The sequence below is a fragment of the Serratia sp. CY55921 genome (assembly GCF_052167655.1).
GTDB lineage: Bacteria > Pseudomonadota > Gammaproteobacteria > Enterobacterales > Enterobacteriaceae > Serratia > Serratia ureilytica.
Window position 1 is genome coordinate 495398 of sequence record NZ_JBJNMU010000002.1, and the last position, 11550, is coordinate 506947.

The window sequence follows — 11550 nt, forward strand, 5'->3', positions numbered from 1 at the left end:
TTTTCCTTATTTGCTTGTTGTTTGTAACTAAGAACCTGTCGGCTCTAAAATAAACGACGTAAAAAATTTGCGCGCTGAATACTCAGCAATTGTACACAATCACCCAACCTATGCACTAACAACCTGTGTCACCGAGTCCAAAGCCTCTCCCGGCTTTTCACTGTCCAACCAATGGACCGACTCCCAACCCCGTAACCAGGTCATCTGGCGTTTAGCCAACTGACGTGTTGCGCAAATACCACGATAAACCATCTCATCGTAACTAATTTCACCAGACAAGTATGACCACATCTGGCGGTAACCGACACAGCGAATGGAGGGCAAGTCCGTATGCAAATCACCCCGTGCGAAAAGTGCACGCGCTTCCGTCTCAAAACCCGCCGCCAACATTTGATGGTACCGCAGCTCGATGCGTTGATGGATCAACTCACGGCTGGTCGGCGCTATCGCAAATTGGTGAACTTGATACGGTAACGATTCACCCGAAATTTTAGTCAGTTCCGTTAAAGTTTTACCCGAAATAAAAAAAACTTCCAGTGCTCTGGACAGTCTCTGCGGATCATTCGGATGAATTCTCACTGCCGCGACCGGATCGATCGCCTGTAACTGACGGTGCAACGCCTCCCAGCCCTGCTCCGCCGCTTGCCGTTCGATGCGCTCGCGCACCGCGGGATCGGCGGACGGCAACGGCGACAATCCTTCCAGCAACGCCTTGAAATACAACATGGTGCCGCCCACCAACAGCGGAATGCGGCCGGCGGCGGTGATATCGGCCATCTCTTTCAGCGCATCGGCGCGGAACTCCGCAGCCGAGTAAGCTTCGGCGGGATCGCGAATATCGATCAGCCGATGCGGCGCCTGCGCCAATTCTTCGGCGCTCGGCTTGGCGGTGCCGATATCCATGCCGCGATAAATCAGCGCGGAATCGACGCTGATCAGTTCCACCGGCAGGCGCTCGCGCAGCGCGATCGCCAGCGCGGTCTTGCCCGAGGCGGTCGGCCCCATAATGAAAATAGCCGGGGGACGTGATGTCATTTCAGTTTCAGTCATGCTTGAGGGCCGCCAGTGCGGCCTGTAAATCAACGGGTTGTAAAAGTCCGCTCGGTGGCGATTTGACCAGCTGCGGGCAAAGTCGTTCAACGTCGGTCAGCAATTGTATCGCTTGCGAGGTGTTCCACTGTTCATGTTCGCTGCCGAGACGGCGAGCGAGCCAGGTGGCCAACACCGCGGGCGACATCTCCTGATGCTCGGCCAGATAGCCTAACAGTTCGGGTATCAGTTTTTGTAAATTTTGTTGGCGTAATGGTAAAGGCACTGCGCGCAGCGTCACACGGCCGTGATCCGTCTGCAAATCCAGCCCCATCATCGTCAGCAGCGCCTGATGCCGCGCGATGGCCGCCGCTTCGTTCTTGTCCAACGTCAGCTTGACTGGGATCAGCAGCGGCTGCGGCCGCAGCCCTTCCGTCGGCGGATTGAGCTGCGCCTGGCGCAGCCAGCGCTCGGCCACCGTCAGGTTGAGCAACGCCGGCTGCTGGCGCTGTTCAATCAGCGCGTAGCACGGCGGATGGATCATAAGCACCCGGCCAAAGCTGTGTTGCCCGCTCGCCAACGGCGTTTCCACGGCGGCTTTCACCGGTGGGAACAGCGGCGGCCGACTCGGGGCTTCCGGCGCGGCCTCAGCCTGCGGCTCGGCGGCAGGCCGCATCAGTTTGCCGTACAGCTCGCCTTCGCGTTTCTGGTAACCGCCCGCCGTTTGCCAACCGGGCTGCGGCGCGCGCTCGCGGGCAGCGCCGGCCGGTGGCGGCGTTTCGCGACGCGGCGCCGGCTGTGAAAAATGGTTGCCGCCGGCGGCGACGCGGTTTTCCTGCTGCCAGACCGGCGCAGGCGCCTCGTCAGGCGCTTCCGCCAGCGGCAGCGACGGCGTCTGCCCGGCCTGTTGCAGCACCGTGGTCACCGCCTGGTAGATAAAATCGTGCACCAGCCGCGCCTGATGGAAACGCACCTCGTGCTTGGCGGGATGAACGTTGACGTCCACCTGGTGCGGATCCACCTCCAGATACAACACGTAAGCGGGCTGCTGATCGTCTTTCAGCTGATCCTGATAGGCCTGACGAATGGCGTGGTTGATCAAGCGATCGCGCATCATGCGGCTGTTGACGTAGCAATACTGCATTTCACCCAGCTGGCGCGCCCCGTCCGGATCCGCCACCCAACCGCGGATGCTCAGATCGCCATGCTGCCAGTCGATGTTCAGCGCATGCTGCAAAAACGCCGGGCCGCAGATGCTGCCCAAACGGCGCTCGTGCTGGCTTTCTTCCTTCGCCGCCCGATATTGGCGGATCAGTTTGCCGTTGTGGCTGAGGTTGATCGCCACATCGAAGCGCGCCAGCGCGATGCGCCGCACCACTTCATCGATATGGCCGAATTCGGTTTTCTCGGTGCGCATGAATTTGCGGCGCGCCGGGGTGTTGTAAAACAGATCCAGCACTTCCAGCGTGCTGCCGACCGGGTGCGCGGCGGGTTTGACCGTCACCGCCTGTTCGCGCCCTTCGGCATAGGCTTGCCACGCTTCGCTCTGGTCTGCGGTGCGCGACGTCAGGGCCAAACGGGAAACCGAGCTGATGCTGGCCAGCGCTTCGCCGCGAAAACCGAGGCTGACGATCGCTTCCAGGTCGTCGAGCGTGCTGATTTTACTGGTGGCGTGCCGCGCCAGCGCCAGCGCCAGATCGTCCTTGCCGATGCCGCAGCCGTTGTCGCGAATGCGGATCAACTTGGCGCCGCCGCGTTCGATATCGATATCGATGCGCGTCGCACCGGCGTCCAGGCTGTTTTCCACCAGCTCTTTGACGACCGACGCGGGGCGTTCGACCACCTCTCCGGCGGCGATCTGGTTGGCGAGCTGTGGCGGTAACACCTGGATAGGCATGCTGACTCCTGTAGCGGTGGCGCTAGGCCTGCGGAATGGTCAGCGTCCGATCCAGCGGCGCGACGTCCGACTTCAGATTATTGACCCGTTTCAAATCGCCGACGCTGACCCCGTAGCGAGAAGCGATGGAGGACAGCGTGTCCCCGCGGGCCACTTTATGTTTAGACGGCTTCTTCGCCGGCGTTTTCGCTTTGGCGACGGCGGTGACGGCGGCGGTTTTCCCCGCCGGCACCTTCAGGCGTTGCCCGACCCACACGCCGTCTTTCTTCAGTTTGTTCAGATCCCGCAGCGCCGCCATGGTCGTGCCGTAGCTGTCGGCGATGCCGGACAGCGTCTCCGCCCGTTTCACCACGTGGATCTGGGTCTTGCCGCTTACGCTGCGGCTCGCGCCGGCCGAGCTGACGATAGGCTCAGGCTGGCGCACGTCTGGTGTTGAGGTGTTAACCGCCGCTGCGACGTCCAGCGGTCGGTTTTCCACCTTTGGGTCGGCTTGCAGCGGATGCGCCAGGAAGTAGCTGCGCAGGCCGTTATGAATGGCCTTGGCAATCTTCTCCTGATACGCGCTACTGCCCAGCAGCCGCTCCTCCGTGCTATTACTGATAAATCCTGTTTCCACCAGCAGCGATGGAATATCCGGCGAACGCAGCACGCCCAGGCTGGCGTGTTCCGGCCGGCGTTTATGCAACGATCCGACGCTCTGCAGCTGCTGCAGCACCTTCACCGCCACATCGTAGCCAACGCGCTGCGAGTGGCCGAACTGCAGATCCAGCACCGCCTGGCTCAGATAAGGATCGGCCTGGCTGTTGGCCAGCAAGTCGCCGGCGCCGCCGAGCAGCTCGGACTGCTTCTCATGCTGTTCGAGCCAACCGGCCATTTCGCTGTTGGCGCGGCGATTGGACAGCACCCAGACGGAAGCCCCGCTGGCGCTGCGGTTTGGCGCGGCGTCGGCGTGGATGGAGACCAGCACGTTGGCGCCCTGTTTACGCGCAACGTCGGAACGCCCCATCACCGAAATAAAATAGTCGCCGTTACGTGTCAGCACCGGCTTGAACTGCGGATCGGCGTCCAGCATCGCCTGCAGGCGACGCGCGATGGCGATAGTGACATTCTTCTCCTTCAACCCGCTCGGGCCGATGGCGCCCGGATCCTGGCCGCCGTGGCCGGCGTCGATAGCCACCACCACCCGATCGCCGGAACCGGCGGAAACGCGGCTGCTGCGCGGCGTCACCTCAGTGGCGGTGCCCGCGACAACGCTCTGTTTATTGGTAAAGGGATTCGATCCCGTCGGCGCTTTGCGCAGCGGCGGCTCCGGCGCTTCACGCACCGCGACCGGCGCCTGACGCGGCGGTTGGCTGACGGCGACCGGCGCAGGCGTTTGGACCGGCGCTTTACGCGCCACGGTATTGACGCCGCCTTCGGCCGTAAGGGTGAATACCACGGTGTGCACGCCGCCGTTCTGGCGGGTGGAGACGCGGGTTTTAGCGCGCTGAGTCAGATCAAACACCAGGCGCACGCTCTGAGCGTCTTTCGGCGCGCTGGAGCGAATGCTTTTCACCAGGTTTTGGCCGCTGAAATTGAGCGGCAGCCCGCCGACCTTGCCTTTCTGGTTGACGTCCAGCACCACGCGCTCCGGGCCGTGCAGCGGGAAAAACGCGTAGTCCGGCGGGCCATTGAAGCTCACCGACACCGTCGCTTCGCGCTGGGCGTTGGACACTTTGATATCGGACAGCGAGGACGCCGCCAGCGCGTTCAACGCGCCGAGCGGCCCCAGCACGGCGATCAGCATGATGACCGCAAATTTTTTCAACGCATGCGTCATTGCAGCATCATCCCTGTGATCCATGAATACGGTCTAACAGCTGGCTGCCGTAAGCAGAAATCGCCTCGATCTTCGCCTCTCGCCCCTCGCCCTGATAGCTGAGGTGCAGCGCCAGATCCGGCTCCGGCAGCACGCCGGTGCCCTGCTGCGGCCATTCGACCAGGCAGATGGCGTCTTGCGCGAAGTAATCGCGAATGCCCATAAATTCAAGCTCTTCCGGATCGGCCAGGCGATACAGATCGAAGTGATATACCGCCAAGGGCTGCAAGGCATAGGGCTCCACCAGCGTGTAGGTCGGGCTTTTGACATTGCCCTGATGCCCCAACGCCTGCAGGAAGCCACGGCTGAAGGTGGTTTTACCGGCGCCCAGGTCGCCGTAGAGATAGATGACGCTGGCGCGATCGCAGGCCTTGGCCAAAGTGGTGCCCAAAGCGACAGTCGCTGCCTCGTCCGGCAGAGGTAAAACGAGTTCTTTCATTCGATAAAGTCTATTTTGCCCACTCAGGGTTAACGAAATGAAGGATGTCCGGCAGTAAATCGGTCGCCAACATGCCTCTTGTTCCTTGTCTTTCCGCTACGCGATCGCCGGCCGCGCCGTGTACGACGCAGCCCGCACAGGCGGCATCATACAGCGAGAGCTTTTGCGCCAGCAAACCGCCGATGATGCCCGACAGCACATCGCCCATGCCGCCGGAGGCCATGCCGGCGTTGCCGACGTCGGCGATCGCCATCTGGCCCTGCTCATCGGCGATCAGCGTGCCGGCGCCTTTCAGCACCGCCACGCCGCCGTAGCGCGCCGTCAGGTTACGCACGGCAAGTAAGCGATCACTCTCGATGTCGGCAGTGCTGCAGCTCAACAGCCGCGCCGCCTCTCCGGGATGCGGAGTCATCACGCGATTCTGCCGTTTCTCGGGATTTAATGCCAGCAAGTTCAGCGCATCGGCGTCCCACAAGGCCGGTTTATCGCTGGTTTGCAGCACGTTCAAGGCGTTTTTGCCCCACTCAGCCTGGCCCAGCCCCGGGCCAATCACCAGCACGTCCGCCCATTGCATCGCCTGCCGCAAGGTCGTCTCGTCCAGCGCCTGCGCCATCAACTCCGGCCTGGCCGCCAGCAGCGGCGCGACGTGCTCAATGTGAGTAAGCACTCGCACCAATCCAGCCCCGCTGCGCAGCGCCGCTTCCGCCGCCATGCGAATGGCGCCGCCGAATCCGCGGTCGCCGCCCACCAGCAGCAGACGGCCATGCTCGCCCTTATGGGCGCAGGGGCGCCGCGGATGCAGCCAGCGCGGCAACGCCTCGGCGGTAAGCCGCTGAATCTGTTCCGGTTGCTTCGCCAACCAATCCGATAAGCCTAGCGTATTCTGATGAAGTTGCCCGACCCAGTCGCGCGCCTGCCCGGTCAGCAAACCCGGCTTGAGGCCAATGAACGTGACGGTATGCGCGGCACGCACGACCGCGCCCGGCGCCGCGCCGCTTTCCGCCAGCAGCCCGGACGGAATATCGAGCGCCACCACCGGCGCCGAATGGCGGTTGGCGGCCTCGATCAGCGCATCGTAAGGCGCGCGCGGCGCACTGCCCAGGCCGGTGCCTAACAGACCGTCGATAATAAGAGAGACGGACGCCGGCCAGCGGCTGTTCGCCGGCAGAATATCGCCGCCAGCGGCCAGCCAGGCCTCGCGGGCCGCTGCGGCCTCCGGCGGCAAAGGGCGTGCGCCTTCGCAGGCGATCACCGTCACCTGCACGCCCGCCGCCTTCGCCAAACGCGCCACCACATAGCCGTCGCCGCCGTTGTTGCCGTGGCCACAGAGCACCAGCCAGTGGTTGCAGGAGGGATAAGTGTCGCGCGCCAGTACGTAGGTCGCCTGACCGGCGCGCAGCATTAAATCGTAAAGAGAAAGACCGAGCGAGGCCGCCGCCGCAGGTTCCGAACGACGGATCCAATCCGCAGGCCAGACAGAGTGTGGTAAACTGTCAGCGTATGCTTTTTCACTGTGGCCCGTCATGACGCACCCCCTCGATCTCCATCAACTCGCCCAACATATCAAGCAATGGGGGCAATCGCTAGGATTCCAGCAGGTTGGCATCTGCGATACCGATCTCAGCCTGGAGGAGCCGAAGCTGCAGGCCTGGCTCGACAAACAGTACCACGGCGAGATGGAGTGGATGGCGCGCCACGGCATGCTGCGCGCACGCCCTCACGAGCTGTTGCCAGGCACGCTGCGGGTGATCAGCGTGCGCATGAACTATCTGCCGGCCAAGGCGGCGTTCGCCAGCACCCTGCAGAACCCGCAATTGGGCTACGTCAGCCGCTATGCGCTGGGGCGCGATTATCACAAGCTGTTGCGTCAGCGCCTGAAAAAGTTGGGCGATCAGATCCAGGCCTACTGCGGCGAACTGAATTTCCGCCCCTTTGTCGACTCGGCGCCGGTCATGGAGCGCGCGCTGGCCGCCAAGGCGGGCATCGGCTGGGTTGGTAAACACTCACTAATTCTTAACCGCGAAGCCGGATCCTGGTTTTTCCTCGGCGAACTGCTGATCGACCTGCCGCTGCCGGTGGATCAGCCGCAGGAAGAGCAGTGCGGCCGCTGCGTCGCCTGCATCACCACTTGCCCGACCGGGGCCATCGTCGCGCCCTACACCGTCGATGCCCGGCGCTGCATTTCCTATCTGACCATCGAACTGGAAGGCGCGATCCCGGAGGAATTCCGGCCGCTGCTCGGCAACCGTATCTACGGCTGCGACGACTGCCAGCTGATCTGCCCGTGGAACCGATTTTCGCAACTCACCGACGAAGACGATTTCAGCCCGCGTGCCGCGCTGCATGCGCCGCAGCTGATCGATCTGTTCAGTTGGACGGAAGAAAAATTCCTGCGCATCACCGAAGGCTCGGCGATACGCCGCATCGGTCACCTGCGCTGGCTGCGCAATATCGCCGTGGCGCTGGGCAATGCGCCTTATGAGGACAGCATCGTGCTCGCGCTGCGCACGCGTTTGGGCCAGGACGCCATGCTGGACGAACATATCCACTGGGCACTGGCGCAACAGCTCGCTCGTCGTGAAGCACAGGGCATCGAGGTGCAAACGGCGCAGAAAAAACGGTTGATACGGGCTGTGGAAAAAGGTTTGCCAAGGGATGCCTGACGGGGTGCGCCGCGCGGGCGTATCGCCCGAAATCTCACTCTGTGGATTTGTGCATAAAAATAAAAACACGTTGTCTTTCAACTGCAACAAAAAGAGCAAGTGATCGGCATAACGTTTTGGGATAAATAAATAAGCTTATAAATCAAATATATAAATATTTAATTTGTATGACGTTGATTTTTCAGGCTGGCGGGTTTATGTACAGAGGCTGTGGATAACTCTGTTCACAACGTTTTTAGCAGGTGTGTAAAACGGGACAAAAACCCGCGCCGGAGAAGGCGTTGGATTTGAGTTTGAAACGAAGAGAAAATTGGAGCGGGAAACGAGACTCGAACTCGCGACCCCGACCTTGGCAAGGTCGTGCTCTACCAACTGAGCTATTCCCGCATTGAGATGCTTTTGGCATCCGGTCACCAAACACTGGCGTGACCTTTGAATTTTTGGAGCGGGAAACGAGGCTCGAACTCGCGACCTCAACCTTGGCAAGGTTGCGCTCTACCAACTGAGCTATTCCCGCGTCGCATAGGTACTGCTTGATACTGCTTTATTTATTCATCATGCCGCATCGCGACATTGTTGAATTTGGAGCGGGAAACGAGACTCGAACTCGCGACCCCGACCTTGGCAAGGTCGTGCTCTACCAACTGAGCTATTCCCGCCCGGCGTATCGATGGTGGAACGTTACGAAATTCTTCATCGGTACGGGGTGCGCATTATACGAGAAATCCTTTTTGTCGCAAGCCCCTGAAAGCAAAAAAACGCGATTTTTGTTTGATTGCCGATTAAAGCGCCAGATTGGCGAATTAAGCGGCTAAAAACGGCGTTTTTTCCCCGCAGAGGCCGCCATCGCCTTAAAGCTGAATGAAATGTTCGCGGTAATAAGCCAGTTCGGCCACCGATTCGCGGATGTCATCCAGCGCCTGATGGGTGCCCTGCTTCTTAAAGCCGCCGAGAATTTCCGGCTTCCAACGGCGCGCCAGTTCTTTCAGCGTGCTGACGTCCAGGTAGCGGTAATGGAAGTAGGCCTCCAGCTCCGGCATGTAGCGGAACAGGAAACGGCGATCCTGGCCCACGCTGTTGCCGCAGATCGGTGATTTGCCGGCCGGCACCCATTGCTGCAGGAAGGCGATGGTTTCCAGCTCGGCGGCGCGATCGTCCTGCCGGCTGGCTTTCACCCGCTCCACCAGCCCGCTGCCGGTATGGGTGCGCACGTTCCACTCGTCCATCAAGGCCAGCTGCTCGTCGGATTGGTGCACGGCGATCACCGGCCCTTCCGCCAGGATGTTCAGATTGGCGTCGGTGACCAGCGTGGCGATCTCGATAATGCGGTCACGCTCGGGATCCAGCCCGGTCATCTCCAAATCGATCCAAATCAGGTTATTTTCGTTTGCTGTCATGATGTTTCCTGCCTAAAAGCCGAGAGAAAAACGCTGTGCGGACGAGACGACGGCCGCCGCCGATGGCGACACGCCGCAGCCGGCGGCTAACAACGGTTATTTAATATAAAATAGCGTGTATCATAGTCTTTTTGGTCGCCATGGGCGACATATACCCTGACGGGTTCAAGGCTGCGCCCGGGGCAAGTCCCCCGCCGCGGCTGTGCGTATACGTAAAGGTATAAAACCGATTCAAGTGAGGCGCAGTGAGTAAGAACAAACTGTCCAAAGGTCAGCAACGCCGCGTGCAGGCGAACCATCAGCGCCGTCTGAAGCGCGCCGATAACAAACCGGAACCGGATGATTCCCAGCTGGGCGAGCCGCAGGAAGGCGTCGTCATCAGCCGTTTCGGCATGCACGCCGACGTTGAGGCGCCGGATGGCACTCAGCACCGCTGCAACATCCGCCGCACGCTGCGTTCGCTGGTGACCGGCGATCGCGTGGTGTGGCGCCCCGGCCTGGGCGCCCATGAAGGGGTAAAAGGCATTGTGGAAGCGGTGCACGAACGCACCTCGGTGCTGACGCGCCCGGACTTCTATGACGGCGTGAAGCCGATCGCCGCCAATATCAATCAGATCGTCATCGTGTCGGCGATCCTGCCCGAGCTGTCACTGAACATCATCGACCGTTATCTGGTGGCCTGCGAAACGCTCGAAGTCGAGCCGCTGATCGTGCTCAACAAAATTGACCTGCTGGACGCCGAAGCGCGCAAGCTGGTCGACGGCATGATGGATATCTATCGCAAGATTGGCTACCGGGTGCTGGAAGTCTCCAGCCAAACGCGGGAAGGCATGGCGGAGTTCGAACAGGCGCTGGCCGGGCGCATCAGCATCTTCGCCGGTCAGTCCGGGGTCGGCAAGTCCAGCTTGCTGAACGCGCTGCTGCCGCCGTCTGAAGAGCAAATTCTGGTAAATCAGGTTTCCGACGTCTCGGGCCTCGGGCAACATACCACCACCGCCGCGCGGCTGTACCATTTCCAGCACGGCGGCGACGTGATCGACTCCCCAGGGGTGCGCGAGTTTGGCCTGTGGCACCTGGAGCCGGAACAAATCACCCGCGGTTTTGTCGAATTCCGTGATTATTTAGGCGGTTGCAAATTCCGCGACTGCCGCCACGATACCGATCCCGGCTGCGCCATTCGCGCGGCGATGGAGAAAGGCGATATCGCGCAAGAGCGGTTCGACAACTATCACCGTATTCTGGAAAGCATGGCGCAGGTGAAGGTTCGCAAGAACTTCACGGACGCCGCAGACTGACACTGACGAGCGAGCATTGACGACGGCGGAGCCCTCGTTACAATGCGCGCCCTTTACCCTGATTCACGAGGTTAACGTGCTGGATAGCATCAAGATTAAACTGCAATATTGGCTGCCGAAGCTGGCGCTGACCCGCCTGGCGGGCTGGGGCGCCGACAAACGGGCCGGCTGGCTGACCCAACTGGTGGTCAAAACCTTCGCCCGCTTCTACCGCGTGGACATGCAGGAAGCGCAAAATCCGGACCTGGCGTCTTACGCCACCTTCAACGATTTCTTCGTGCGCCCGCTGCGCGACGGCGCGCGCCCCATCGTCGCCGACGCCAACTGGCTGGCGCTGCCTGCCGATGGTGCCATCAGCCAGCTCGGCCCGATCCGCGACGATCAAATCTTCCAGGCCAAAGGCCACCACTACAGCCTCGAAGCGCTGCTGGCCGGCAACTATCTGTTGGCCGAGCCGTTCCGCAACGGCCTGTTCGCCACCACCTATCTGGCGCCGCGCGACTATCACCGCGTACACATGCCGTGCGCCGGCGTGCTGCGCGAAATGATCTATGTGCCGGGCGATTTGTTCTCGGTCAACCCGCTCACCGCCGCCAACGTGCCTAATCTGTTCGCGCGCAACGAGCGCGTGATCTGCGTATTCGACACCGACATCGGGCCGATGGTGCAAATCCTGGTCGGCGCCACCATCGTCGGCAGCATCGAAACCGTCTGGGCCGGCACCGTCACGCCGCCGCGCGAAGGCATCATCAAGCGCTGGACCTACCCGGCCGCCGGCGAAGAAGGCGCCATCGCGCTGGAAAAAGGCGCCGAGATGGGCCGTTTCAAACTCGGCTCCACGGTGATCAACCTGTTTACCGCAGGCAGCGTGCAGTTTGCGCCGCAGCTGCATAACGGCACCGTCACCCGCATGGGTGAAGCCTTCGCCGAAATCCCGGCCGCCGCTGAAACGCCACAGACCCCGCTCTAAAG

Annotated in this window: 9 protein-coding genes and 3 tRNA genes; 3 read left to right on the forward strand and 9 right to left on the reverse strand. The window is 61.3% G+C overall.

Annotation, left to right across the window (positions count from 1 at the left end; genetic code table 11):
* Window positions 1-108: 108 nt before the first annotated feature.
* The 5 genes from miaA to nnr are packed head-to-tail and all read right to left on the reverse strand — an operon-like array spanning window position 109 to window position 6748.
* Window positions 109-1050 carry a tRNA (adenosine(37)-N6)-dimethylallyltransferase MiaA gene (gene miaA / locus ACJ8M3_RS16190; RefSeq protein WP_047025079.1) on the reverse strand — a complete coding sequence of 314 codons (942 nt, stop codon included), beginning with the start codon at window positions 1048-1050 and terminating at the stop codon, window positions 109-111.
* Window positions 1043-2926, reverse strand: a complete 1884-nt coding sequence (gene mutL, locus ACJ8M3_RS16195) for a DNA mismatch repair endonuclease MutL (RefSeq protein WP_089197607.1) — start codon at window positions 2924-2926, stop codon at window positions 1043-1045. The genes miaA and mutL overlap by 8 nt, the downstream gene beginning before the upstream one ends.
* Before the next feature lie 22 nt (window positions 2927-2948).
* Entirely contained in the window at window positions 2949-4745 is a 1797-nt protein-coding gene (gene amiB / locus ACJ8M3_RS16200) for an N-acetylmuramoyl-L-alanine amidase AmiB (RefSeq protein ID WP_033651497.1), read from the reverse strand.
* Window positions 4746-4752: 7 nt separating this feature from the next.
* Window positions 4753-5223: a tRNA (adenosine(37)-N6)-threonylcarbamoyltransferase complex ATPase subunit type 1 TsaE gene (gene tsaE / locus ACJ8M3_RS16205; protein ID WP_025305017.1), complete on the reverse strand. Its 471-nt coding sequence runs from the start codon at window positions 5221-5223 to the stop codon at window positions 4753-4755.
* 10 nt (window positions 5224-5233) lie between these two features.
* Complete coding sequence (gene nnr, locus ACJ8M3_RS16210) at window positions 5234-6748, reverse strand: bifunctional ADP-dependent NAD(P)H-hydrate dehydratase/NAD(P)H-hydrate epimerase (protein WP_089197606.1); 1515 nt, start codon at window positions 6746-6748, stop codon at window positions 5234-5236.
* On the opposite strand from nnr, the gene queG reads away from it, so the two are divergent.
* Window positions 6747-7886 (forward strand): tRNA epoxyqueuosine(34) reductase QueG, encoded by a 1140-nt coding sequence (queG, locus tag ACJ8M3_RS16215; RefSeq protein WP_046688096.1) that lies wholly within the window; start codon window positions 6747-6749, stop codon window positions 7884-7886. The two genes, nnr and queG, sit on opposite strands and share 2 nt — an antisense overlap.
* 311 nt (window positions 7887-8197) lie before the next feature.
* Here the strand turns inward: queG and ACJ8M3_RS16220 are convergent.
* The 4 genes from ACJ8M3_RS16220 to orn form a co-directional block, all read right to left on the reverse strand.
* Window positions 8198-8273: transfer RNA gene (locus ACJ8M3_RS16220), tRNA-Gly, on the reverse strand.
* Between the two features lie 54 nt (window positions 8274-8327).
* Window positions 8328-8403 (reverse strand) — tRNA-Gly (locus tag ACJ8M3_RS16225).
* Window positions 8404-8469: 66 nt separating this feature from the next.
* A tRNA-Gly gene (locus ACJ8M3_RS16230) sits at window positions 8470-8545 on the reverse strand.
* Window positions 8546-8737: 192 nt separating this feature from the next.
* Window positions 8738-9283: an oligoribonuclease gene (gene orn, locus ACJ8M3_RS16235; RefSeq protein ID WP_033641618.1), complete on the reverse strand. Its 546-nt coding sequence runs from the start codon at window positions 9281-9283 to the stop codon at window positions 8738-8740.
* Between the two features lie 245 nt (window positions 9284-9528).
* Between orn and rsgA the strand changes: the two genes are divergently transcribed.
* Window positions 9529-10578, forward strand: coding sequence for a small ribosomal subunit biogenesis GTPase RsgA (gene rsgA / locus ACJ8M3_RS16240; protein WP_033641617.1), 1050 nt, complete (start codon window positions 9529-9531; stop codon window positions 10576-10578).
* Window positions 10579-10654: 76 nt separating this feature from the next.
* Window positions 10655-11548: an archaetidylserine decarboxylase gene (gene asd / locus ACJ8M3_RS16245; protein WP_033641616.1), complete on the forward strand. Its 894-nt coding sequence runs from the start codon at window positions 10655-10657 to the stop codon at window positions 11546-11548.
* The last annotated feature ends 2 nt before the right edge of the window (window positions 11549-11550 follow it).

Bases quoted from the DNA above. Each gene is read 5' to 3' on its own strand.
- miaA (WP_047025079.1), bottom strand. From the start codon at position 1,050: ATGACTGAAACTGAAATGACATCACGTCCCCCGGCTATTTTCATTATG.
- mutL (WP_089197607.1), bottom strand. From the start codon at position 2,926: ATGCCTATCCAGGTGTTACCGCCACAGCTCGCCAACCAGATCGCCGCC.
- amiB (WP_033651497.1), bottom strand. From the start codon at position 4,745: ATGACGCATGCGTTGAAAAAATTTGCGGTCATCATGCTGATCGCCGTG.
- tsaE (WP_025305017.1), bottom strand. From the start codon at position 5,223: ATGAAAGAACTCGTTTTACCTCTGCCGGACGAGGCAGCGACTGTCGCT.
- queG (WP_046688096.1), top strand. From the start codon at position 6,747: ATGACGCACCCCCTCGATCTCCATCAACTCGCCCAACATATCAAGCAA.
- nnr (WP_089197606.1), bottom strand. From the start codon at position 6,748: ATGACGGGCCACAGTGAAAAAGCATACGCTGACAGTTTACCACACTCT.
- orn (WP_033641618.1), bottom strand. From the start codon at position 9,283: ATGACAGCAAACGAAAATAACCTGATTTGGATCGATTTGGAGATGACC.